Annotated in this window: 17 protein-coding genes; 6 read left to right on the top strand and 11 right to left on the bottom strand. The window is 71.8% G+C overall.

Going from position 1 to position 23,110, the window contains the following annotated elements:
- Nucleotides 1-303: 303 nt before the first annotated feature.
- The 3 genes from GA0115234_RS02480 (at nucleotide 304) to GA0115234_RS02470 (ending at nucleotide 4,732) form a co-directional block, all read left to right on the top strand.
- Nucleotides 304-1,470, top strand: a complete 1,167-nt coding sequence (locus tag GA0115234_RS02480) for a substrate-binding domain-containing protein (protein WP_093539157.1) — start codon at nucleotides 304-306, stop codon at nucleotides 1,468-1,470.
- Between the two features lie 326 nt (nucleotides 1,471-1,796).
- Nucleotides 1,797-2,834, top strand: a complete 1,038-nt coding sequence (locus GA0115234_RS02475; RefSeq protein ID WP_093539156.1) for a hydroxyacid dehydrogenase — start codon at nucleotides 1,797-1,799, stop codon at nucleotides 2,832-2,834.
- Entirely contained in the window at nucleotides 2,831-4,732 is a 1,902-nt protein-coding gene (locus GA0115234_RS02470; RefSeq protein WP_093539155.1) for a DUF2264 domain-containing protein, read from the top strand. Before GA0115234_RS02475 ends, GA0115234_RS02470 begins: the two co-directional genes overlap by 4 nt.
- 51 nt (nucleotides 4,733-4,783) lie before the next feature.
- Here the strand turns inward: GA0115234_RS02470 and GA0115234_RS02465 are convergent, their stop codons facing one another.
- The 6 genes from GA0115234_RS02465 to GA0115234_RS02440 form a co-directional block, all read right to left on the bottom strand.
- Nucleotides 4,784-5,416 carry a LutC/YkgG family protein gene (locus GA0115234_RS02465; protein ID WP_093539154.1) on the bottom strand — a complete coding sequence of 211 codons (633 nt, stop codon included), beginning with the start codon at nucleotides 5,414-5,416 and terminating at the stop codon, nucleotides 4,784-4,786.
- A complete protein-coding gene (locus GA0115234_RS02460) occupies nucleotides 5,413-6,957 on the bottom strand; it encodes a lactate utilization protein B (RefSeq protein WP_093539153.1) in 1,545 nt (514 codons plus the stop codon). The genes GA0115234_RS02465 and GA0115234_RS02460 overlap by 4 nt, the downstream gene beginning before the upstream one ends.
- Entirely contained in the window at nucleotides 6,954-7,721 is a 768-nt protein-coding gene (locus GA0115234_RS02455) for a (Fe-S)-binding protein (protein ID WP_093539152.1), read from the bottom strand. Before GA0115234_RS02455 ends, GA0115234_RS02460 begins: the two co-directional genes overlap by 4 nt.
- 177 nt (nucleotides 7,722-7,898) lie before the next feature.
- Nucleotides 7,899-8,645, bottom strand: a complete 747-nt coding sequence (locus GA0115234_RS02450; RefSeq protein ID WP_093539151.1) for a FadR/GntR family transcriptional regulator — start codon at nucleotides 8,643-8,645, stop codon at nucleotides 7,899-7,901.
- Nucleotides 8,646-8,831: 186 nt separating this feature from the next.
- Nucleotides 8,832-9,878 carry a S66 family peptidase gene (locus tag GA0115234_RS02445; protein ID WP_093539150.1) on the bottom strand — a complete coding sequence of 349 codons (1,047 nt, stop codon included), beginning with the start codon at nucleotides 9,876-9,878 and terminating at the stop codon, nucleotides 8,832-8,834.
- Nucleotides 9,879-9,971: 93 nt separating this feature from the next.
- On the bottom strand, nucleotides 9,972-10,751 hold the full coding sequence (locus GA0115234_RS02440) for a crotonase/enoyl-CoA hydratase family protein (RefSeq protein WP_093539149.1): 780 nt from the start codon (nucleotides 10,749-10,751) through the stop codon (nucleotides 9,972-9,974).
- A gap of 107 nt (nucleotides 10,752-10,858) precedes the next feature.
- On the opposite strand from GA0115234_RS02440, the gene GA0115234_RS02435 reads away from it, so the two are divergent.
- Complete coding sequence (locus GA0115234_RS02435) at nucleotides 10,859-11,740, top strand: DUF2510 domain-containing protein (protein ID WP_093539263.1); 882 nt, start codon at nucleotides 10,859-10,861, stop codon at nucleotides 11,738-11,740.
- Between the two features lie 99 nt (nucleotides 11,741-11,839).
- Nucleotides 11,840-12,166, top strand: a complete 327-nt coding sequence (locus GA0115234_RS02430) for a hypothetical protein (RefSeq protein ID WP_237541025.1) — start codon at nucleotides 11,840-11,842, stop codon at nucleotides 12,164-12,166.
- Between the two features lie 33 nt (nucleotides 12,167-12,199).
- On the opposite strand, the gene GA0115234_RS02425 is transcribed toward GA0115234_RS02430, so the two are convergent.
- Entirely contained in the window at nucleotides 12,200-12,832 is a 633-nt protein-coding gene (locus GA0115234_RS02425; RefSeq protein WP_093539148.1) for a class I SAM-dependent methyltransferase, read from the bottom strand.
- A gap of 529 nt (nucleotides 12,833-13,361) precedes the next feature.
- On the opposite strand from GA0115234_RS02425, the gene fusA reads away from it, so the two are divergent.
- Nucleotides 13,362-15,464 carry an elongation factor G gene (gene fusA, locus GA0115234_RS02420; protein WP_093539147.1) on the top strand — a complete coding sequence of 701 codons (2,103 nt, stop codon included), beginning with the start codon at nucleotides 13,362-13,364 and terminating at the stop codon, nucleotides 15,462-15,464.
- 109 nt (nucleotides 15,465-15,573) lie between these two features.
- On the opposite strand, the gene GA0115234_RS02415 is transcribed toward fusA, so the two are convergent.
- From GA0115234_RS02415 to GA0115234_RS02400, 4 genes are all read right to left on the bottom strand, one after another.
- Nucleotides 15,574-18,219, bottom strand: coding sequence for a hypothetical protein (locus tag GA0115234_RS02415; RefSeq protein WP_093539146.1), 2,646 nt, complete (start codon nucleotides 18,217-18,219; stop codon nucleotides 15,574-15,576).
- Nucleotides 18,220-18,346: 127 nt separating this feature from the next.
- Nucleotides 18,347-19,720: a cryptochrome/photolyase family protein gene (locus tag GA0115234_RS02410; RefSeq protein ID WP_093539145.1), complete on the bottom strand. Its 1,374-nt coding sequence runs from the start codon at nucleotides 19,718-19,720 to the stop codon at nucleotides 18,347-18,349.
- Between the two features lie 20 nt (nucleotides 19,721-19,740).
- A complete protein-coding gene (locus GA0115234_RS02405) occupies nucleotides 19,741-21,303 on the bottom strand; it encodes an SDR family oxidoreductase (RefSeq protein ID WP_093539144.1) in 1,563 nt (520 codons plus the stop codon).
- Nucleotides 21,304-21,737: 434 nt separating this feature from the next.
- Complete coding sequence (locus tag GA0115234_RS02400) at nucleotides 21,738-23,033, bottom strand: phosphatase PAP2 family protein (protein ID WP_093539143.1); 1,296 nt, start codon at nucleotides 23,031-23,033, stop codon at nucleotides 21,738-21,740.
- Between the last annotated feature and the right edge of the window lie 77 nt (nucleotides 23,034-23,110).

Here is a 23,110-nt window from a genome sequence, read left to right as displayed (position 1 = left end):
CACACCGGCTCAGCGTGTCGGGCGTTTCTCGATCGTCTGCCGTTCGCGGTTCTTCGCCTCTTCCTCGCGGACCACGACCTTCTTGATCTCCATGTGCCCCTCCCCTCCACGTTCGCTCCCAAGTCCGTTGACGTTAGGCGGCGTTGTGCGAGCGCCGCAAGAGTGCTCCCTGGGGCCGGTGGGGCGTACGGGGCGATCGGCGGCCCCGGACCGCCGAGAGGCGATCGCTATGCTGCGACCCGAACGCTCACCGAAAGCGTTCAAACGAACAATGCGCGGCGGTACGGCGAAGGGGCCAGCAGCATGCGGGAGCCGGTGGAACTCAGGCGTCAGCGAATCCTGTCGGTGGTGGAATCGCGCGGCGCCGTCAAGGTCAGCGTGCTCGCGGCCGAACTGGACGTCTCGGTGGTCACGGTCCGGCGGGACGTCGAGGAGCTGAGCCGGGCCGGCCGGCTGCGCCGCGGGCACGGGGTGGCCCGTCCGATGCGGGAGCCGGTGCGGACGGTCCGGATGCCGGCGGTCCGGGGCGAGGAGCGAGCCGGGGATGCCGGGGCGGTCGCCCTGGTCGTCCCGGAGCGGCATTCGTACCTGTACGAGACCTTGCACGGCGCCCGGTCCGTCCTGGAGGAGTCGGGGATACGGATCGCCCTGCACATCGCGCCGCCCTCGGCCGGTGCCGAACGCCCGCTGGTGGGGCGGGCGCTGACGGACGGGGCGCGCGGGCTGCTGATCGCGCCGCGCTGGCCCGGCGCCCGTTCGGAGGAGCGGGACCACGGCTGGCTCGCGGACGTGGGGGTGCCGACCGTGCTGATGGAGCGGCGGCCCCGGCCCGGCAGTGCGCTGCATGCCCTGGACTCCGTCTGTACCGATCACTGGTACGGGATTCATCTCGCCGTCGAGCATCTGGTGTCGCTGGGGCATCGCCGTATCGTGCTGGCCGCCCGTGACGACAGTCCGACGGCGCGCAGCGTCCGTGCGGCGTTCGCCGAGATCGCGGCGGCGCGTCCGGAGGTGGAGGACTGGACGGTGGTGCTGAGCTCCCCGGAAGCCGTGCCCGGTCCCGGCCCGGACTCCCCCGTCGCGGCAGCCGCCGTGCCGCCGTCCTCTCCGGCCGACGGCCGGGCCGCTCTCGACCTGGCCGCGCTGCTGCGGGAGCGGGGCGCCACGGGGGCCGTGCTGCACGGGGACGTGGACGCGCTGATGCTGGTGCAGCGGCTCGCGGAGAGCGGTGTCCAGGTGCCGCGCGACTGTTCGGTGGTGGCGTACGACGACGGGGTCGCGGCCCTCGGCAGCCCGCCGCTGACCGCGGTGGCACCACCGAAGGCGGAGATCGGCCGGGCCGCCGCCGAGCTGCTTCTCCACCGGCTGTCCGGGGCCGTCGGGGCGGACGGACCGGTGCGCCGGACGGAGCTGCTGCCCACGCTGGAGGTGCGTGGATCGGCGCAGGAGCCGCCACACCTCATGAAGTGATCGTTTGACCGCTTCTATTTTCTTCTGATCGATCTATTGACCCGTACCGATCAGCCGATCAGGATTTCCCGTGAGCCGATTCAGAAGCAGCGGGAGGCACACATGCCCGGTCCGACAGAGCCGTCGATCCGTGCTCGCCACAGTCGCCGCCCTGCCTCCGACGCGCGCCCTCGGTGCCTGCTGCGGCAACGACGTACCCCAGGGGCCACCCGCCGCCGTTGATCCTCGCCCTCGCCCCGCTCCAGCGCTGCCGGAGGGCAGGGCCCACCGTGGGCGCCGTGCAGAGACCCGGTCGTCACCCCGCCCCCCCCCCTACCAGGAGAAAGATGCCCACCACCCCTGGCACCCCGGTCCCCCGCAACCGGCCGCGCGCCGCTGCCGCCATGAATCCCGCCGCCGCGACCGCGCTCCTCGACGCCCGGTCCCTGGCCACGCTCGACGAGGTGTGCGACCTCGCTCCCCTGCCCGTTCTCGACGACTTCGGCACCGACCGGGCCCGCGCCGTACTGGCCGACGCCGAGATCCTGCTCACCGGCTGGGGCTGTCCGCCGCTCGACGCTGCCGCCCTGGAGGCGGCGCCGCGGCTGCGCGCCGTGGTCCACACCGCGGGCAGCGTCCGCGGGCACATCACCGAGGCCTGCTGGGAACGCGGCATCGAGGTGTCGTCGGCGGCCGCCGCCAACGCCCTGCCGGTGGCCGAGTACACGGTCGCGATGATCCTGCTCTCCGGCAAGCGGGTCCTGGAACGGGCCCGCGACTACCGGGCGGAACGCCGCCGCGACAACTGGCTCGCCACCCCCGACCGGGTCGGGAACTACGGCCGCACCGTGGGCATCCTGTCCGCCTCGATGATCGGCCGACGCGTCATCGAACTGCTGCGGCCGTACGACCTGCCCGTCCTGCTGCACGATCCGTACGTCTCCGACGCGGAGGCCGCCGAACTCGGCGTCCGGCCGGTCGGCGCCGCCGAACTGTTCGCAGAGAGCGACGTGGTGAGCGTCCACACCCCGCTGCTGCCGGCCACCCGCGGGCTCGTCAGCCGTGAGCTGCTCACCTCGATGCGCCCGGACGCCGTGCTCATCAACACCGCGCGGGGCGCCGTCGTCGACCAGGACGCGCTCACCGACGTACTGCGGCAGCACCGGATCCGGGCCGTTCTCGACGTCACGGACCCCGACACACTGCCCGCCGCACACCCCCTCTGGGAGTGCGGCAACGCCCTGATCACCCCGCATCTCGCCGGCTCGCAGGGCAACGAGTGGCGGCGGCTGGTCGATCTGGCGGCGGGCGAGGCCGGCCGCTGGGCCGCGGGCGACGGTTTCGCCCATCCCGTACGACGCGAAAGGCTGGCGTTTCTCGCATGACCGCTCCCCATCCGACCTCCCCCATCCAACTCCCCGCCGAGGACCGGGTGTCGAGCCCGCACACCGGCTACACCCGGGCGCACTGGGAGGCCGCCGCCGACGGGCTGGTCCGGGCCGCCTGGCAGTGGGCCACCCCGGGAGGCGCCCTGCTGGACCTGCCGGGCAGGCCGTCCGCGTCCGGGGTGCGCTCGGACGGTCTGGAGGGGTACGCGCGCACCTTCCTCGCCGCCGCCTTCCGGGTCGCGGGGGCGGACGGCAAGGACCCGTACGGCTGGCTCGACCGGTACGCGGACGGTCTCGCTGCCGGCACCCTCACGCCCGGCCGAGAGGATGCCGAGTCCTGGCCGCTGATCCGTGACCACACCGTCTTCGGCCAGCCCATGGTCGAGTCCGCCTCGGTCGCCATCGGCCTTCGGCTGACCCGGCCGTGGCTCTGGGACCGGCTGGACTCAGGGGTGCAGGACCGGACCGAGGAGTGGCTGCGCGACGCGCTGCGGCACGTGCCCTCCCCCAACAACTGGTATCTGTTCCCCTACTCCGTGGCCGGGTTCCTGGAGTCCGTGGGCCGCGGCGACGCCGAGACGGCGCGGGCGAAGCAGCGGGCCCTCGATCTGCTGGAGGGCTGGTACCGGGGAGACGGCTGGTACGCGGACGGCGACGGCCGCGCCTTCGACCACTACAACGGCTGGGCGCTGCACCTCTACCCGGTGCTGGACGCGCATCTGTCGGGCGACACGGAGCTGTCCGCGCGCTACGGCGCCCGGCTGCGCGAGCATCTGCAGGGCTTCTCGCTGCTGTTCGGCGGCGACGGTGCGCCGATCCACTTCGGCCGCTCGCTGACCTACCGTTTCGCGGCCGCCTCCTCCGTCGCGCTCGGTGCCATCAGCGGGCACACCCCTCTCACGCCCGGCGCCTCGCGGCGGTTGATCAGCGGATCGCTGCGCTACTTCCTGGAGCGCGGCGCGACCGGTACGGACGGGTTGCTGAACCTGGGCTGGCACGGCCCGCACGAGGCCTCGCTGCAGAACTACTCGGCACCCGCGTCACCGTACTGGGCGTCCAAGGCCTTCGTCTCGCTGCTCGCCCCGGACGGCCATCCGCTGTGGGCCGCGACCGAGGAGCCCGCGCCCAGCGAGGGGCCCGACCGGGTGCTCGCGCTGCCGGCGCCGGGGCTGCTCGTCCAGTCCACCCGCGCGGACGGGATCGTGCGGCTGCACAACCACGGCAGCGATCATGTCCGCCCGCACGAGGGCGAGTCGGGGGTGCCGGACGAGCCGCTGTACAGCCGCCAGTCGTACTCCACGGTGACCGGTCCCACGTCCGGGGCGAACGCGGCGGACAACCATCTGGCGGTGGTCGTCGCCGGTGCTCGCAGTGGTCGCCGCGTCATCCGCGCGCTGGGCGCCGGAGGGGGCTACGGCTGGGGCTGGGCCGCCTCCTGGCACCGTCCGGTCTTCACCTCGGGCTCGCCGATGGTGCCGGGGCTTCGGGTGGAGAGCGTCACCGTGGTGCACGGCCGGTACGAGCTGCGGGTGCACCGGGTGCTGGGCGCGCCGGACGGGGCCCGGGTGGAGCAGACGGGCTGGGCGACCGGCCGCGACGACGCCCTGACCTCCGCCCTGCACGGCCTGCACGGCTGGGAGTCACGGGACGAGGTACGCGCTCCGCAGGGCACCGCGTACACGCCCTGGGCGGTGGTGCCGCGGCTGTCCGCGCCCGCCGAGGGCACGGTGGTGCTGGTGGCACTGGCCTCGCTGACCGCGCAGCCCGACGCGGAGCCGCTCGACGCGGTGGTGAGCGGGGTGACGGTGGACGGGGACACGGTGGAGGTCCGCTGGGCGGACGGTGCGGCGACGACCCGTATCGGCTTCGCGCCGATGACGGTCACGCACGGCTGAGCGCCGGGGTGCGCGGCCCGCACGCCGCGCACCCCGTCCGGCGGCACGGCCCTACACGTCCGTCCTGATGACCACGGCCAGGGTGCGCGGACCGTGCACGCCCTCCACCCGCTCCAGCTCGATGTCGGACGTGGCCGAGGGGCCGCTGATCAGCGTCGTCGGCCGCTGCGGCACCAGCCGGGCCACCGCCTCCGGCACCCCGGCCTCGACGGTCGACAGATCGACGACGCACACATGCAGATCGGGCACGAGGGAGAGCGCGCGCCGTCCCTGGTCCGGCGAGCCGTCCAGGAAGATCGTGCCGGTCTCGGCGCAGCTGACGGCCGAGGCGGTGAGCACCCCGTCCAGGGCGTCGAGCCGGGGCGCCGGAATGTCGCCGGAGTCCTGCTGGACCTCGCCGTCGTACGCGTCGAGCCACCGCGGGTCGAGCCCGGCCGGCACACCGATCCGGCGTGCCCCGCGCTCCCGCAGCACCTCGGCGACGACCTGGGCCGTGCGGTCGGCGGTGCAGGTGTGCACCGTGGCCTTGTAGTCGACGAGCCGGTCGGTGAAGAGGGCCAGGCGTGCGTCGTCGGGGAGGGTGCGGCCGGTGCGGTAGGCGCGCGGCACGGCGGTGTCGGGTGCGGGGGCGAGGGCGAGGGCGTCCCTGATCCTTCCCAGCACCGTTGCGCGGGCGGTCGTCACTTCTCCTCCTCCGTCGTCTTCCGGTTCTTCGCGTGCTCGTCCGCGGCGGCGCGCATCGTCGCGGTGCCCTCGTCCGATGCCAGCCAGGAGCGGAAGGTCTGCTTCGGCGGCACGGCGGTGTCCCGGCTCGCGCTCCAGCCTTCGAACGGCGGGGGCAGATGCGAGATCGTGCCGTCCCGCCCGCCGATGACACGGCCGATCCCCGCGCCCTTCTGCGCGGCCGTGAAGAACTTCGGGTGCCTCATGACGGTGGCCGCTGCCTTCATGGCCAGCTTCTCCGCCGTCGCACCGGACTGTTCGGTGTTCTGGTGGCGCAGTTCGACCAGCAGCGACGGAATGTCGATCTTGACCGGGCAGGCGTCGAAACAGGCGCCGCAGAGGCTGGAGGCGTACGGCAGCGAGCTGTTGGGGTCGTTCTTGGCCGCGTGCATCCCGGCCAGCTGGGGGGTGAGGACCGCGCCGATCGGCCCGGGGTACGTCGATCCGTACGCATGGCCGCCGGCTCGTTCGTACACCGGGCAGACATTGAGACAGGCCGAACAGCGGATGCAGTTGAGGGCCTCGCGTCCGATCCGGTCGGCGAGCGCAGCGGTGCGTCCGTTGTCGAGCAGGACCAGATGGAAGTCCTGCGGCCCGTCGCCCGGTGTCACGCCGGTCCACATCGAGGTGTACGGGTTCATCCGCTCGCCGGTGGAGGAGCGCGGCAGCAGCTGGAGGAAGACTTCGAGGTCCTGGTAGCGCGGCAGCACCTTCTCGATGCCCATGACGGTGATCAGGGTGTCGGGCATCGTGAGACACATGCGGCCGTTGCCCTCGGACTCCACGACGGCGAGGGTCCCGGTCTCGGCGATGCCGAAGTTGGCGCCGGAGACCGCCACCTTGGTCGTCATGAACTTCTCGCGCAGATAGGCGCGGGCGGCGGCGGCCAGATGCGCGGGCACATTGTCCAGTCGCGGGTCGACGCCCGGGATCTCCTTGAGGAAGATCTGCCGGATCTCGTCGCGGTTGCGGTGGATCGCGGGGACCAGGATGTGCGACGGCTTGTCGTGCGCGAGCTGGACGATCAGCTCGGCGAGGTCCGTCTCGTACGGGGTGATGCCGGCCGATTCGAGGTGTTCGTTGAGGCCGATCTCCTGGGTGGCCATCGACTTGACCTTGATGACGTCGCTGCTGCCCGTCGCCTTGACCAGCCGGGTGACGATCTCGTTGGCCTCGACGCCGTCGCGCGCCCAGTGGACGGTGCCGCCGCGCTCGGTGACGTTCCGCTCCAGCTGCTCCAGGAGTTCGGGGAGCCGGTTCATGGTCTCGGTCTTGATGGCCGAACCGGCGTCGCGCAGCGCTTCCCAGTCGGGCAGCTCGGCGGTGACGGCGAGGCGCTTGGCGCGGATGGTGCGGGTGGCCCGGCCGAGGTTGCGGCGCAGTTGTTCGTTGCGCAGTTCGTCGTGGGCGGCCTTGGGGAACTTCCGGTCGCCGCGCAGATTGCCGGTCCCGTACGGGGAACGGGGCGGGGTCGCGGGCATGCCGAGGAAGGTGCTGCTCATCGGACGGCCTCCGTGGGGGCGTACGGCGAGGTGCGGGTGGCGGAAAGGATCTGGGCGAGGTGCAGGGTGCGGGTGCCCGATCTGATCCGGGAGAGCCCGCCGCCGATGTGCATCAGGCAGGAGGAGTCGCCCGCGGTGCAGACATCGGCGCCGGTGGAGGCGATGTTGCGCATCTTGTCCTGGAGTATCGCGGTCGACGTCTCGGCGTTCTTGACGGCGAAGGTGCCGCCGAATCCACAGCAGGATTCGGCTTCGGGAAGCTCGACGAGATCGATGGAGTCGACGGCACGGAGCAGCTTCAGGGGCTTGTCACCGACGCGGAGCATGCGCAGGGAGTGACAGGTGGGGTGGTACGTCACCCGGTGCGGGAAGTACGCGCCCACGTCCTCGACGTCAAGGACGTCCACGAGGAGTTCCGACAGCTCGTACGTCTTGGCCTTGACGGTGGCGACGCCCGCGCGAAGCGCCGCGTCCCCGTACCGTTCGGCGACGATCTCGTGCTGGTGGCGGACCGAGCCCGCGCACGATCCGGACGGCATGACGACGGCTTCGATCGAGGCGTCGCCGAACTGGTCGGCGAAGTTCCGGACCAGGGGCACGGGTTCGCGCTGATAGCCGGTGTTGACGTGCATCTGACCGCAGCAGGTCTGCTCCGGCGGGAACACCACGTCGTGGCCCAGACGGGCGAGCAGGACCGCGGTCGACTTCACCGCCTCGGGGAAGAGCGTGTCTCCCAGACAGGTGGCGAAGAGTCCGATGCGCATGGGTCTCTCCGATCGCTTCTCCATTTATATGGTCCGACCATACTAGCCTCGGTCCGGAACGCGAAGACTGCGACGCCACGCCTGCGACGCCACCTTTATTTACATGGACCTGACAATCACCTAACCCATGCAACAGGGGGTTCCAGGCCCACCCGCCGGAGCCCGTGCCCGAGCGGGTCAGGAATCCTCGCGCGCCTGGTCGGAGTTCTCGTCGACCAACGTGCCGTGGAGATTCCGGATGTGCCGCTCGACGAGGTCGGCGGCCTTCGCACCCTCACCGGCGCGCACCAGCCGCAGCAGCTCGGTGTGCTCCGCGTTGAGCGCGGCGGCCGTGGCCGGCCAGTCCTCGGCCAGCTCCAGGGCCCGCAGGATCAGCGGTCGCACCGATTCACGGACGGCGGAGGTGAGCGTGGAGGTCAATTCGTTGCCGGAGCTGCGGGCGATGTGCACATGGAACCGGGTGTCCAGGTCGTTGAACTCCGGCACCCCGACATCCGGCTCCCCCATGCGTACGACCAGCGCCTCAGTCTCATCGAGGTCCTCCGGGGAGGCATGCCGCGCGGCCGCCTCGAAGCTGGACCGCTCCAGCACGACGCGCGCCTCCAGGACGTCCTCCAGGCTGTAGCTGCCCAGCGCGAAGTGGAGACGCAGCAGCCGTCCGAGCGCGTCGTCGGGGTTGCGCACGATCCGCGCCCCGGCGTCCGGCCCCCGGCCCGGCTGCGCGACCAGCACACCGATGGTCTCCAGCACTCTCAGCGCCTCGCGCAGCGCGGAGCGGCTGACCCCGAGCACCGGCGCGAGCTCACGCTCGGGCGGCAGCCGGTCGCCCGCCCTGAGCTCACCGGCGAACACCCGCTCCTCGATGCTCTGGAGCACGAGCTCATGCGTACGGGACTGCCGTACGGGTTGCCACTCGACAGGCATCCGTCACCCCCTGCCTCGGCCGGAATCGTCCGGTTGCCATCGCTTCTGCTGCCCGATCTTCAACTATGTCACACACCACGTATGGTCGGACCAAAGACCGGGGGCCGCTCGGGCGTCCACCCGGGAGCGGGAGCGGGCGCCGCTCGGGCGTACGCCCCCGCTCCCGCTTCCCCGCCCCTACGCGGTTCAGTAGGTGACGACGATGCGGCGGCCCACTCCGTCCACCTCGATCTGTCCGCCGTACGGAATGACCAGCTGGGGGTCGGTGTGGCCGAGGTCGACATCGAGGACGGCCATGGCGTCGGGGGCGTACTCGCCCAACGCCCGTAGCACCGCCTGCCGTTGCTCCTCACGGAACCGCTCCCCCGCCTCGACGCCGAGCGGCTTCTCGAACGACCAGTTCTTGGCCCGGCCCATGAGGAGAGCCGGGAACTGCGCGAGCAGACCCCGTTCCCCCATGTTCCGCAGAATGCGGTAGACCTCCTCCGCCGCAGGCATCTCCTCGCATGTTTCGAGGAACAGCACCCGTCCCGCGTAACTGTCCACCGGCCGTATCTCGCGGTCCGCCATCAGCATCCAGGCCAGGATCTCCAGGCTTCCGCCCCAGCTCGCGCCCTTCACCGTCCGGCCGTCGGCGTTGTGCCAGATCCAGCCCCCGCAGGGCCGCATCTCGGGTTCGGTCTCGAAGGTGCTCGGCTCCTCCCACCGGCCGTTCGCCCCGTTGGTCTCCTTGGACGGGGTCAGCTCGAAGGCACCGTGCGTGAAGAGTGCGGCCCGCAGGGATTCGGCGGTCAGCGGGTGGATCGCGCCGGGACGGCCCATCTCGACCATCACGGTGCCGCCGTGGTAGCCGACGACGCCCAGGTTCTCGAGGAAGACCAGCAGATTGGTGTTGTCGCTGTACCCGAAGAAGGGCTTGGGGTGGGCGCGCAGCAGTTCGCGGTCCAGGTGCGGCAGCACGGTGATCTGGTCGTCGCCGCCGATGCTGGAGATCACGGCCTTGATGTCGGGGTCGGCGAAGGCCGCGTGGATGTCGGCGGCCCGCTCCTGAGGGGTGGAGCCCATCTTCCGCGTCGTCGGGTACTCCACGGGTTCGAGCCCGAATTCCTCACGGAGCCTGCGCAGTCCCAGCTCATGGGGCAGGGGCAGGAGTCCGGGGAGGCCGGAGGAGGGGGACAGCACGGCGACGCGGTCGCCGGGCCGGGGCTTGGCGGGGTACTGGTTGGTCGACATCCGATGAGCGTAGGCGGCTCGCGAGGCCGCGTCGTCGGATTTCCCGTCCGGCCGATGGCGGCGGGGCCGGGGCCCCTGCCACCGGTCCGCCGGCTACTCCTCGAAGGATCCATGGCGGCCCGCACCACGCCCGAACCGCTCGGCCCCGGCCCGGGTCTCCCCCGCGGTCAGCGGCACCAGACCGTGCCGGAACTCCGCCGCCAGCGCCTCCGGTTCACTCAGGCCGTGCTGCTCGCGCACCGACAGCCGGTCGTGGCGCAGGCACAGCTGCGGGAACGCGGCGATCTCCCGGGCCAGCCGCTCCGCCGCGCCGCGCGCCGCACCCGGCGGGACGATCCGGTTGGCGAGCCCCATGGCGTACGCCTCGGCGGCGGGTACGGACCGCCCGGTGAGGATCATGTCCATGGCCCGGCTCTCACCGATCAGACGCGGCAGCCGTACCGTGCCGCCGTCCACCAGCGGCACGCCCCAGCGGCGGCAGAACACCCCGAACACCGCGTCCTCCTCGGCCACCCGGAGGTCGCACCAGAGGGCCAGCTCCAGGCCCCCGGCCACCGCATGACCGGAGACCGCCGCGATGACGGGCTTGCTCAGCCGCATCCGGGTCGGCCCCATCGGCCCGTCGCCGTCGGCCAGGACCTTGTTGCCCCGCTCCGTACCGATGCCCTTCAGATCGGCGCCCGCACAGAACGTACCGCCCTCGCCCCACAGCACGGCGACGGACGCGTCCGGATCGGCGTCGAACTCACGGAAGGCGTCGGCCAGTTGGATCGCTGTCGGTCCGTCCACGGCGTTGCGGACCTCGGGCCGGTCCAGGATCACCGTGAACACGGCGCCCTCGCGCTCGATCCGTACGGCTGGTCGTCCACTCATCGTTCGGCCTCCCACAGAGGACTGCGCGGGACGGCGGGGAACCCCGCCGACAGAGCTGATTCATGCGATTCTCACGCAACCGTTCTACGGTGGGGCGCGTGACCCAGATGAGCCCGCCCGGCTGGCACCCAGACCCCGGGTATACAGGAATCGGCCCCCGCCACGAGCGCTGGTGGGACGGCGACCAGTGGACCGACCAGCTCCGTGTGCCGCCCGCCGTGGTCCGGCGCCGCCGGACCCGTGTCGGAGTGGGGGTCACCGCCGCTGTGGTGATCCTCGCCGCCGTCGGGGGCGGCCTCTTCCTGCTGTCGGACAAGTCCGGCGACACGAAGGAGCACGCGGCCACGACCCCGTCCACCGCGCCCTCGGACGCTCCCCGCCGCGGGCCTGGCGGATCGGGCGGGGGCGACGGCGGGAACAGGGGGCCCCAGCAGCAGACGCCACAGGCCGAGGACGGCTATGCCACGGACCTGACCAGCGGGATCAGCCTTCCGGTGCCCGATGGCTGGCAGGGCAGCTCCGGGATCGCCGGCGCGGGCGTGACCACGGGCGACTACCCCTGTCCCGGCGACACGTCCGAGAAGTGCGTGCGCGGTGGGGTGTTCTCCATGCCCGCGAAGGGCCTGAAGCTCGACACCACGACGGCGAAGGCCACGGCGCTGAAGGACATCTCCGCCAATGCCACGGAGTCGTACGGCGAGAAGATCTACGGCGGCATCACCTCGCACCAGGAACTCAAGTCCGGGCCGGTCACCGTGGCCGGTGAACAGGGCTATCTGGTGCGCTGGAAGGTGGTGACGAAGAACGGCGACGACGGGTACGTCCAGTCGCTGGCCTTTCCGTCCCCCCACGCCAAGGACATGCTGATCGTGGTCCGGTCCGGCTTCGACATCGACTCCAAGGCGCCCGCGCTCTCCGTCATGGACGACATCACGAAGGGCATCAAGGCGGCCTCGGGAGCGAACTCCGGCCCCGGCACCACCGCTTAGGGGCGGCGGCGCCTCGCGCACCGGCGTGAGTACATGAGGCGGGCCGACTGAGTACGTGGGCCGATCCGCCGACCGACGGTCGCTGGTCGAATGGCCACCATGCTTCCTGACGCACCGCTCCGCCCCCGTATGCAGCACGTCACCTCGGCCGGTACGACCCTGGCGCTGGCCCTGGCACCGTTGGTGATCGGGGTGCTGTTCGCCAAGACCATGGCGACGGACCCGATGACTCCGGTGAACGCACTGGCCACACGGGGCGGGCAGGCCCTGCCCGTCTCGCCCGCGCAGTGGCGCGGGTGCGGCAGGCAGGCACTGCGCAACTGGAAGGATCCGCTGCGCGCCGGCCGGCGTCCCGGCGCACTGGTGCGGCGGTGTCCCGGGGTCCGGCGCCCGCGCCGCCCGGAGCCGCTGCCGGCCGAGCGCTGAGGCAGCGACGGGCCCGGCACCCGGGGCCGGGTGTCAGGCCCGTCGGCAGTGCAGGAACAACTGGGGCTCGGCCACCCCCGCTTCGCACTCCGGGGTGAACAGGGTGCTCTGCTCCCACAGCACCGAGAAGCCCGCCGCGGTGACCAGCTCGGTGAACTCCTCCGGGCCGAAGCTCGTGGCCCGCACCCGGTGCCCCATGAAGACGACGTCGACGTCCTCGACGTCCAGCGGCACCGTCGCCACGACCAGATGGCCTCCGGGAACCAGCAGCCGGGCGCATGTGCGCAGGAGCCGGAACTGCTCCTCACGGGACATCTGGAGCAAGGAGAAGTACGCGCAGACCGCGTCGAAACCGCCGTCCTCCAAAGGGAGTTCGCGGATGTCGGCGCATTGGAAGGACGCGCCGGGAACGTTCCGGGCAGCAAGGTCCACCATGACGGGCGAGACATCGACCCCCAGCACCTCATGACCGGCTCCGGTCAGGGTCAGTGCGGTCGGCCGCCCCGTTCCGCTGCCGATGTCCAGGATCCGGCTGTGCGGCGCGAGATCGCCCAGCAGCCGGTGGAGTGAGGCCCGGTGGGCAGCCGATCTGCCGAATGCCCGCTCGTAGTCGGCACCCAGCGCGTCGAACACCGTGGCGGCGGCGCGGCCGTCTCCCTCGTCCATCGATGCGGTTCCTTCCCTTGCCCCCTGCGGTCTCCCGGATCGTTTCATCATTCACCGCCACCTTCAACGCCCCACCCTGGCCCGGTACATGGGATTCGATGGGCCGGTGCACGGCCGGGAGGAACGGGGGTTCGATGCGGGCCGCCCCGCCTACGGCGACGGCCCGGAAATCCGGTTCCCCGCCGGAATCCGGATCACTACACTCGCCACGAACCGCACGCCGCGCCTGTTCCGCGGCGCGCACCGTGACGAGTGAGGGGAGACGAGCCGTGCGCCACCGCGCCGCTGTCGTCGTTCCCCGGTCACGGTACGAGGTGTTCCTGGTGTCTTCGTGCGCCCGGTGCGGGCTGCGCGGCCCGCACCGGACCCCGTGACGGACGACTGACCTCGCACGGCCCGACGGCACAGCCGCCGGGCGGCAGCGACGCCGGTGCGACGCACCGCTTCGGAGGTCTTCGCCGGGCCCGGTCGCGGGCCGGTCCGTCCGGGAGATCGCGCGCCTTCCTGTTCCGGATCATTCCGAAAGGCCATGGCCGTGCGTACCGAACTGCACCGTCGACCCACCAACCCGCTGAACCACGTGCGCAATCTGGGCATCCTCGCCCATGTCGACGCGGGCAAGACCACCGTCACCGAGCGGATCCTCTACCTCACCGGCGCCGTCCACAAGCGGGGCGAGGTCCACGACGGGACCACCGTCACCGACTTCGACCCGCAGGAACGCGACCGCGGGATCACCATCTTCGCCGCCGCGGTGAGCTGTGCCTGGGACGGTCACCGGATCAACCTGATCGACACCCCGGGCCATGTCGATTTCTCCGACGAGGTGGAGCGTTCACTCCGGGTACTCGACGGTGCGATCGCGGTGTTCGACGCCGTCGCGGGCGTCGAACCGCAGAGCGAATCGGTGTGGCGGCAGGCCGACCGGCACGGCGTGCCGCGGATCGCTTTCGTCAACAAGCTGGACCGTGCCGGGGCCGATCTGGACGCGGCCGTCGCGTCGATCAGGGACCGGCTGCACACGGTTCCGCTGGTGGTCCAGCTGCCGATCGGAGCCGAGGAAGGATTCACCGGGGTGGTCGATCTGCTGCGCATGCGGGCGCTGGTCTGGGCCGACGGCCACGACACGTTCGAGGAGGAAGAGGTGCCGGACGGCCTGCGTGACGAGGCACGGCGGCGCAGACGGCTGCTCGACGAAGCGGTGGCGGAACTCCATCCGGCAGCGCTGGAGGAGTTCTGCGCGCGGTCGACGGTCTCCGAGCCGACGCTGACGGCCGCGCTGCGCGACCTGACCCGTACCGGTGAGGGTGTCGTGGTGCTGTGCGGCTCCGCCTACCGCAATCGCGGGATCGAGCCGCTGCTGGACGCCGTCGTGGCCTATCTGCCCTCGCCGCTGGACGTGCCACCGGTACGCGGCACGCTGGACGACGCGGTGCAGGAGCGGCCCGCCGATCCGGCGGCGCCGTTCGCCGCTCTGGTGTTCAAGGTCAACTCCACGGCCACGGGGCGGCTGACCTGCCTGCGGGTTTATTCGGGAACCATCCGGAAGGGGGACACGGTGCTGGACGCGGGCGCGCGGCGCCGCGAACGCATCGGGCGGATCCTGCGGGTGCAGGCCGGCCGGCACTCGGACGTGGACACGGCGGTGGCCGGGGACATCGTCGCGGTGATCGGGCTGAAATCGGCCCGCGCCGGGGCCACGCTGTGCACGCCCGCGGCTCCATTGGTCCTCGAACCGCCCGCCCCGGCCGATCCGGTCGTCTCCGTGGCGGTCGAGGCCCGGCGGAGCACCGACACCGAACGGCTGGTGACGGCGCTGGCGCGGCTCGTCGAGGAGGACCCCTCGCTGACGGTCCGGACCGACCCCGAGACCGGACAGACGGTGCTTTCCGGAATGGGGGAACTGCATCTGGAGGTGGCGGTGGAGAAGATCCGGCGCGCTCATGAGCTGGACATCGGCGTCGGCAGACCGCAGGTGGCCTACCGGGAGACGGTCGCCCGCGGGGTGTCCGGGCTGGTGTACCGGCATGTGAAGCAGGACGGCGGCGCGGGCCAGTTCGCCCATGTCGTCCTCGACACCGAGCCGTTGGAGGCCACCGGCGACACCGGCACTGGCAGCGGCGGCGATGCCGGTTTCGTGTTCCGCTCGACCGTCGTCGGTGGACGGGTGCCGCAGGAGTACGTCCGGGCGGTGGAGGCCGGCTGCCGGGACGCGCTGGCCGAGGGCCCCCTCGGCGGACACCCGGTGACCGGGGTGCGGGTCACGCTGACCGACGGGGCCACCCACTCCAAGGACTCCTCGGAGATGGCGTTCCGCGCGGCCGCCCGGTTCGCGCTCCGTGAAGCGCTGCGCGCGAGCGCGATGGTGCTGCTGGAACCGGTGGCGGAGGTCACCGTCACCGTGCCCGACGACGCCGTGGGCGGGGTCCTCGGCGATCTGGCGGCACGGCGCGGCCGGGTCTCGGGCTCGACCGCGCGGGCCGGCACGGCGGTGATCACGGCGACCGTGCCGCTGGCGGAGCTGTTCGGCTACGCGACCCGGCTGCGCAGCCGGACCCACGGCCGGGGCACCTTCACCACCCGGCCCACCGGCTACGCCCCCGCGCCGGACCCGGTCTCCCCGGCCCGGTAGCGACCGTACCGGCCCCTCCCGTTCGCCGGCGGGGCCGGTACGGCGGTACCGCCGCTCGGCCAGGTCCGTTCGTCTGGATGAGGCCCGGCCTGATCCCAGACGAACGGCCTTACGGGTGCGCCGGGATCACGCAGTCGTCCTCCCGTGCGGGGGCCCGCCCGGTCGGCCAGGCCACCCCCTCGAACGTCAGCCGTTTCGAGCCGGGTTCGAGATGGACCACGGACAGGGCCTTGTTGTACGGGTTGCCCGCGTTGGTGAGGCATATCCAGCCGCTGGCCCCGCGCACCCGGAGATCGGCGTTCAGCTTCCCGAGGTCCTTGCGGATCCGGTCGGCGGACGGCACTTCCTCCCCACTGGTGTGGACCGCCCGCGCCAACGCCCTGGACGCGGTCAGGACGACGTCGTACGTGACGATGGTGCGTCCGTCGTCGAGGTACACATCACCGATGGAGCCGCCCTGTTCCGTGATGCCCTGCCGCAGGGTGTCCATCGCGTCCTGGGCCTCCCTGAGATACAGCGGCGGGGACTGCCCCTTGTGCGTGGGGTCCTGCTGCCACCTCCGCAGTTCGGTGCTCCACTCGTCGGGGTGTGCCGGGGCGGCGTAGCGAATGGTGACGGACGGCTTCCCGGATCCCGGATCGCCCCGGAGCAGGGCGCGGTGGCGGTCGTCGAGGCGCTGGTCGAGCGTCGTGGCGTCGGAGCCGGTGATCACCGTGTACGACTTCTTCTCCCGGCAGTAGGTGGTGGCCAGTTTGCTGACGAAGAGCTTCAGGTGGAGGGCACGGCCGGCGAAGTAGATGACGTGGGCGTTGGAGCGGCAGATGTTTCCCGCGAAGTCCTCGAACTCGTTCGGGGTGACGCCCGCCTCCTCGACGCCCGGCGATTCGAAGCGCATGTCCTGGACTCCGCCCTGCCCCTTCTTCGCCCTGGCCTCGGCGAAGGCGTCCCGCAAGGAGCGGTTGTAGTCGTCGCCCGGCCGGTCGTCGGCGACCAGTGCCGTTTCCGCCCCGGCCAGGCCCGGGTCGAAGGCGAGGAGCGCGCGGGCCTGTTCCCTGGTGGTGGAGACCGCTCTGGCGAGGCCGGGGAAGGGGACGGTCTCCTTGTCCTCGGGGTTGGAGAAGTCGTCGGCCGTCACCACGCTCGCGACGGCCGGGAGCTTCAGCGTATTGGTCACGTACGTGAGCGCCTCCCGGGTGCTCGCCAGGCTGAGGTTGAATCCGGTGACGACTCTCAAGTCGGGTTCCTGGCGCTGGAGTTGATCGACCGCCTCCCGCCACTTCCCGTATGCCTGGCCCGGGTTCGCGAGGACGAGGCGGATGGGCGGCTTCGAGGAGTCCACGCCGTTCGCCGCCGCCTGCGCCAGATAGGCGCCCTGGACCTCGCTGAGGATCTGGCGCTGGACCGCCGGGTTGTCCGACTCCATCGGGATCAACAGGGCGACGGTCGCGTGCTTCGCCCCGGCGACCGCCTTGTTCTGTTCGGCGATACGTGCGAACACTTCGGACATGCCTCTGACGGCGGGCATGAACACGCCCCTGCCGTCGGAGACGCCCAGGCACTCCGCGCCGTGCACCTGGAGTCCGGTCCCGCAGCTCTCCGGCTCGCGGAAGAAGCCGTAGTAGGTGCCGAGTCCGGCCGCGGCGAGCGCCAGCGCCGTGACCACGGCGGTCACCGGCCCCAGGATGCGGCGGCCCGGCCGGAGTCCGGGCCGCGGGTCGGGGGCGTCGTCCAGGACGACCTGGATCAGACGGCTGGGCAGCGGCGTGGGGAGGCCGCGGCTGCGGTCCTCCGCGACGCGCGCCCGCTCGGCGAAGCGCCCGCCGATCGCCTCCGCGAGACCGTCCACGGGCACGGGAGGCTTCGCGCCCGAGGTGGGCGGGGCCCCGCCGGGCTGCGAGGTGGTGATGACCACGGGGTACACGCGCAGGGCGCGGGACTCTCCGTCGTATGCCTCGATGAGCCGGTCCCTGATGGTCCGCCGGGCGGGCACGGTGTCCACGTCGGGCAGCAGGAGTACGGGGCGGCGGGCCCTGTTCAGCCGGCGCAGGACACCGTAGTGCGCGTCGATGTCGGCGAGCAGCGCCTCGACCAGCAGGAGCTGCTTCGCCGCCGCGGGCTCGCTCCGCCGCCGTTCCAGCTCCTCGCAGACCGCCTCGAAGGTGCGCTGCCGGGGAAACCGCCGGGTGCCGTACCAGCGGACCGTCCGGTGGTGCGGAAATCTGCAGGCGTTGATCACCTTCAGGATGAGGCCGACGAGTCCGCCGCCCATGCGCTCGTTGACGTACGGGTCGTCCAGGAGGGGATTCAGCCGGGGGCGCAGCTCGGGCAGGGTCTGTCGGCGTTCCTCGGTGATCGCCTCCCTGATCTGCCGCTTCAGGTCGCCGATCTGTCGCGGGTGGGACTGCGTGGGGACGGGCTGCCATTCGTAGAGCGCCGTGCGCGCGGCCGCGAAGCGCGGGAAGACGATGGGGAGGCCGTGGGCGACTCGGCCGCCGTAGCCGCATCCCTCGGTCATCGCCTGCAACTGCTCGACGACCAGGCCCTCTTCGTCGTGCCCTGCCGGGACATCGCTCGGATTGTTGACCGGCACGATGCCGCGATAGCTCCTGAGCAGGGCACCGAGCCACTGCCTGACAGGGGCGGGCGACCCCTCGACCTGGAGGATGAGCGCACCGGATCTGCGCTCGAAACGCACCCGCTTGCGGGCGAAGCGTTCCCTGAAGGTCAAATACGCGAGGACATCGTCCAGCCCCATCCGTACTCCCGAGTCGTCGGAGGGCGAATCGGCGATCACTATAGTGTCAAGTAGGCAGATCAAGACGGAAGTTGGACATACGGCAGCCGTTGTGGAACAGCTCCGCGCCGGCCGTTCGCGCCGTGGCTCAGTCCCGGCCCCGGGCGTGCCGGAAGCGGGCGAGCCCGTCGGCGAGGTCCACGACGGGCTCGGGGTAGTCGTACGCGGCCCGGTCCCGTCCCTTCAGCCTCCAGGGTTCGTGGATCCTGGCGCCGGGCAGCTCCGCGAGCTCCGGGACCCAGCGGCGGACGTAGGACCCGTCGGGGTCGTACCGCTTGCCCTGGAGGACGGGGTTGAGGACCCGGTGGGGCCGGGTGTCGGTGCCCGTCCCGGCCGCCCACTGCCAGTTGAGCTGGTTGTTGGCGATGTCGCCGTCCACCAGGAGGTCGAGGAAGTGCCGGGCGCCCTCCCGCCAGTCGATGTAGAGCGTCTTGGTGAGGAAGGAGGCCGCGAGCAGCCGGCCCCGGTTGTGCATCCAGCCCTCGTGGGCGAGTTGACGCATCGCGGCGTCCACCACGGGGTAGCCGGTCCGGCCCTCCCGCCACGCCCGCAGGTCCGCGTCGGCCTCCTCGCCCCGCCGCCAGTGGTCGGCCCTGGACCGGTAGTCCTCGGTGGCCGTCTCCGGCCGCGCGGCGAGCACCTGGTGGTGGAAGTCCCGCCAGCACAGCTGCCGTACGAAGGCCTCGGCGCCCAGGCCGCCCCGGGACCGCGCCCGGTGGACGGCGTCGGTCGCCGAGACCGCGCCGAAGTGGAGGTACGGGGAGAGGCGCGAGGTCTCATCGCCGCCGAGGTCGTCATGGCCCGTCCCGTAGGCGTCGGCGTGCCGGGACAGCCAGGCCCCGAGCCTTCGGCGTCCCACGGTCTCCCCGCCGGTGGCCAGGCCTTCGGAGACGCCCGCCACCGAGGTGCGCGCCGGCGGCCCCTCGGAGCGCAGCCCGTGCGGCACCCGCACCTTCCGGGGGGCCGGGAGGGGCGTCCGGAGCGGTTCGCCGGACCAGCGCCTGAAGTACGGGGTGAAGACGGCGTAGTGGTCGGAGCCCTGCGGGACGATGTCGCCGGGCGGCACCACAGTGGTCACGGCGTCATGCGTCCGGAGGCGGCGCCCGTCGGCCGCCAGGGCACGCCGCAGCCTCGCTTCCCGGGCGCGGGCGAACGCCGAGTGGCCGACGGCCATGTGCACCTCGTCGGCCCCTGCCTGCCGTGCCACGCCGCACACCTCGGTCACGGTGTCGCCGCCGCGCACGATCAGCCGCCCGCCGCGCTCCCTCAGACCGGAGTCCAGGTCGGTCAGGCAGTCGGCGAGGAAGGCCAGCCGGTTGGGCGAGGCGAATCCGGCCCGGTCGATGGCGGGGTCCCGGACGAACAGCGGCACGACCTCGTCCGCCGCTTCCACGGCGGCGCGCAGCGCCGGATGGTCGTGCAGGCGGAGGTCGGAGGTGAAGAGGACGACGGAGACGGTCATGGTGTCACTCCGGGGATCGGTCACCGGGCGGAACGCGGGGGCCTCGCACCCGGTGCGCCGCCCTTCGCCTCGGCGGTCCTTTCGGCGGTCCGTGCGATGTTCCGCGCCATGCCGCCGAAGACGACGGCGTGGAACGGCGCCACGCTCCACCAGTACAACTGCCCCGCGAGACCCCGCGGGTGGAAGAGGGCGCGCTGGCGGTAGCGGGTCCGCCCGGCGCCGTCCTGCTCGGTGCGCATCTCCAGCCAGGCGAGACCGGGCAGTCGCATCTCGGCGCGCAGCCGGAGCAGGCTCCCCCGCTCGATCTCCTCGACCCGCCAGAAGTCGAGCGCGTCGCCGACCCGGAGCCGTTGTGCGTCGCGTCGGCCACGGCGCAGCCCCACTCCGCCGACGAGCCGGTCGAGCCAGCCGCGTACGGCCCAGGCCAGTGGGAAGGAGTACCAGCCGTTCTCCCCGCCGATGCCCTCGATGACCTGCCACAGGGCGTGCGGGTCGGCGTCGACGGCCCGTTCGCGTTCATCGGTGTAGAGGCTGCCGCCCGCCCAGTCGGGGTCGGTGGGCAGCGGATCACTGGGGGCGCCGGGCAGCGAGGCGGAGGACCAGCGGGTGGTGACCCGGGCCTCCTGGACCCGTTGAAGGGCGAGGGCCAGGGCCCTGTCGAAGGAGACCGGGGCGCCGGGCGGGTCGGGTACGTACGCGGCGATGTCGTGCTCGGCGCAGACGACCTCGTACCGCAGGGACTCGGCGAGCGGGCGGGCGAGGGCGGCGGGCACGGGGGTGACGAGGCCGATCCAGTGGCTGGACAGGCGCGGGGTGAGCATGGGGACCGGCAGGATGAGCCGCCGGGGCAGTCCGGCGACCGCCGCGTAACGGACCATCATGTCCCGGTAGGTGAGGGTGTCCGGGCCGCCGATGTCGAATCTCCGGTTGACGTCCGGCGGCATGGTCGCGCTGCCGACGAGGTAGCGCAGCACGTCGCGTACGGCGATGGGCTGGACGCGGGTCCCGACCCAGCTCGGCGTCACCATCACGGGCAGCCGTTCGGTGAGGTAGCGGAGCATCTCGAAGGAGGCGGAGCCGGAGCCGATCACGACGGCGGCCCGCAGGACGGTGGCGGGGACCGCGGAGTCGAGCAGGATCCGGCCGACCTCGGCCCGTGAGCGCAGATGCGGGGAGAGCTCCCGCTCGGGGACGTCCGCCGGGGTGAGGCCGCCGAGGTAGACGATGCGGCGCACCCCGGCGGCGCGGGCCTGTTCGGCGAAGGTCCGGGCGGCCCGCCGGTCGGTCTCCTCGAAACCGTGCCCGGAGCCCAGGGAGTGCACGAGGTAGTACGCCACGTCCACGTCGCGGAACGCCTGTCGCAGGCTCGCCGCGTCGGTGACGTCCCCCTTGACCACCTCGACGCGGTCCGCCCAGGGATGGCCCCGGAGGTTCGCCGGGGTGCGGGCGAGGCAGCGCACCCGGTGGCCGGCGTCGAGCAGCTCGGGGACGAGCCTGCCGCCGATGTAGCCGCTGGCACCGGTCACCAGGCAGAGCGCCCGGTCGGGCATCGATGCGGGTGGGGTCGGGGGGTGCGTCGCCATGGGGTGTGCTCCGTTCCGTCCCGAGGGCCTGCCACACATCGATATGGGACATCACGGCAATTCTGGAACATCACCCGCCGACACGGGGCCGCGCCGCGCTCGGACCGCGCCGCGTATTGACCGTCTCCCGGCCTGGGCCCCGCTCGGCCACCGGGCCCCGAACGCACGAAAGGCCGCCTCTCACGGTCGCCCCTGGAGGTCGGTACTGGTCGGGCGACAAGTACCCGGCGCGGACATCGGGGGACTTCATCTTCGAGATGAAGTCCTTCACCGGCCCCATGCCCCATGCGTCCGGGCCTCCATGGACGGCGACCGCGGCGATGCCGAAGGCAGCGCGAGCGACGTCGACAGCGGACAGTCGCCGGCCACAGCGCTCGGCCACGCTCCCGGCCCCACCCGGGAGGCGCTCAGCCCATGACCCGCTGCAACATGACTCAAGCCGGTTCGGGCTGCGGTTCGGGCTGCGGTTCGCGTCGCGGTTCCGGGAGATACGCCGACGCGGCCTTCCGGTCCCACAGCTTGGTGGTCCGTACGTAGCCGTAGATCACTGAGGTCATCGCCAGAATGAGCAGCGGCCCGAACACCCACGGATGTCCGGCCATCTCCACCGACAGATAGCGATACGACGCCAAGAGCCCGGCGAAGACCGCGGCGCCGTAGACGACCAGCTGGATTCCCGACCAGTCCCAGCCGCGGTCGAGCGAGCGCAGCGCCGTCTCGATCGTGAGCGTGAACACCACACCGGCGACGATGTCCGCGCCGTAGTGGTAGCCGAAGCCCAGCGTTGCACCGAGTGTGGCGATCAGCCAGAACGCGCCCGCGATTCGCAGGATCAGCGGCCCCTTGCGGGAATGAACGAAGATCGCGGTGGCCCACGCCGTGTGCAGACTGGGCATGCAATTGCGCGGGGTGATCTCGTCGAAGAGCATCGAGTGCGGGGCACCGACCGGCGGCGGCGTGTCCGGCCACAGGTCCGCCACCGCCCAGTGCCCCCCGTCCGCGCCGTAGGCGAAGATCGGTCCGACCACCGGGAAGATCATGTAGATGGCCGGCCCGAGCAGGCCGATGACCAGAAAGGTACGCACCAGATGGTGGCCCGGGAAGCGACGCTCGACCGCCACGTTGCGCAGCTGGTACAGCGTGACGACGACCGCGGCCACCGCGAGCTGGATGTAGACCCATTCGAGAACGTGGGCGCCGACCGTGCCGGTCGCCGCGACCATCCGGCCCACCACCCACGACGGGTTGCCCAACGCATGATCGGCGGTCGCCACGTACTGGTCGAGCACCGCCGGGCGGGTCTTCGACGTGATCAGCAGCCAGGTGTAGCCGGTCTTGCGGCCGGCCACCAGCAGCAGGGCCAGTCCGACGCCTTTCAGCAGCAGGACACGGTCCCGGCCGGTGCGGCGCGTGACAGCGATGACGGCACAGGCCAAAGTCACCCACAACGCGCCGTTGCCGAACATCATCTCGGCGTCGACCGCCCACCGCACGAGCCAGAAGACGATGTCGATGCCGATCGCGGCGCCGACCGCGATGAACCGCTGCCGCCAGGTGAGCACCACCATCATCAACGCCATACTGACGTACAGCACCGTCCCCGATTTGGGGGCGAAAAGCACCTCTCGCGCCTGGTCGGTGATCGGCCCCGGCTCGCCGTACCGACGAGCGGCGACCTCCAGTGCAATGAGGAATCCGAGGGCCGTCACACTCACCGCGACCCACAGCATGACGCGTGGTTGACGCCATGCAGCGAACCTGGTTCTGCCGTCTATTCGCGAAACCATTCGCGTTACCGTAGATATCA

The organism is Streptomyces sp. DvalAA-43 (assembly GCF_900091725.1).
Lineage (GTDB): Bacteria > Actinomycetota > Actinomycetes > Streptomycetales > Streptomycetaceae > Streptomyces > Streptomyces pulveraceus.
The sequence above is the reverse complement of the archived record's forward strand: the minus strand, read 5'-3'. Positions and strand labels throughout refer to the sequence as shown.

Excerpts from the sequence above, each read along its gene's own strand:
- GA0115234_RS02480 (WP_093539157.1), top strand. The coding sequence starts at position 304 with ATGCGGGAGCCGGTGGAACTCAGGCGTCAGCGAATCCTGTCGGTGGTG.
- GA0115234_RS02475 (WP_093539156.1), top strand. The coding sequence starts at position 1,797 with ATGCCCACCACCCCTGGCACCCCGGTCCCCCGCAACCGGCCGCGCGCC.
- GA0115234_RS02470 (WP_093539155.1), top strand. The coding sequence starts at position 2,831 with ATGACCGCTCCCCATCCGACCTCCCCCATCCAACTCCCCGCCGAGGAC.
- GA0115234_RS02460 (WP_093539153.1), bottom strand. The coding sequence starts at position 6,957 with ATGAGCAGCACCTTCCTCGGCATGCCCGCGACCCCGCCCCGTTCCCCG.
- GA0115234_RS02455 (WP_093539152.1), bottom strand. The coding sequence starts at position 7,721 with ATGCGCATCGGACTCTTCGCCACCTGTCTGGGAGACACGCTCTTCCCC.
- GA0115234_RS02450 (WP_093539151.1), bottom strand. The coding sequence starts at position 8,645 with ATGCCTGTCGAGTGGCAACCCGTACGGCAGTCCCGTACGCATGAGCTC.
- GA0115234_RS02445 (WP_093539150.1), bottom strand. The coding sequence starts at position 9,878 with ATGTCGACCAACCAGTACCCCGCCAAGCCCCGGCCCGGCGACCGCGTC.
- GA0115234_RS02440 (WP_093539149.1), bottom strand. The coding sequence starts at position 10,751 with ATGAGTGGACGACCAGCCGTACGGATCGAGCGCGAGGGCGCCGTGTTC.
- GA0115234_RS02435 (WP_093539263.1), top strand. The coding sequence starts at position 10,859 with ATGAGCCCGCCCGGCTGGCACCCAGACCCCGGGTATACAGGAATCGGC.
- GA0115234_RS02430 (WP_237541025.1), top strand. The coding sequence starts at position 11,840 with ATGCTTCCTGACGCACCGCTCCGCCCCCGTATGCAGCACGTCACCTCG.
- GA0115234_RS02425 (WP_093539148.1), bottom strand. The coding sequence starts at position 12,832 with ATGGACGAGGGAGACGGCCGCGCCGCCGCCACGGTGTTCGACGCGCTG.
- fusA (WP_093539147.1), top strand. The coding sequence starts at position 13,362 with ATGGCCGTGCGTACCGAACTGCACCGTCGACCCACCAACCCGCTGAAC.
- GA0115234_RS02415 (WP_093539146.1), bottom strand. The coding sequence starts at position 18,219 with ATGGGGCTGGACGATGTCCTCGCGTATTTGACCTTCAGGGAACGCTTC.
- GA0115234_RS02410 (WP_093539145.1), bottom strand. The coding sequence starts at position 19,720 with ATGACCGTCTCCGTCGTCCTCTTCACCTCCGACCTCCGCCTGCACGAC.
- GA0115234_RS02405 (WP_093539144.1), bottom strand. The coding sequence starts at position 21,303 with ATGGCGACGCACCCCCCGACCCCACCCGCATCGATGCCCGACCGGGCG.
- GA0115234_RS02400 (WP_093539143.1), bottom strand. The coding sequence starts at position 23,033 with ATGCTGTGGGTCGCGGTGAGTGTGACGGCCCTCGGATTCCTCATTGCA.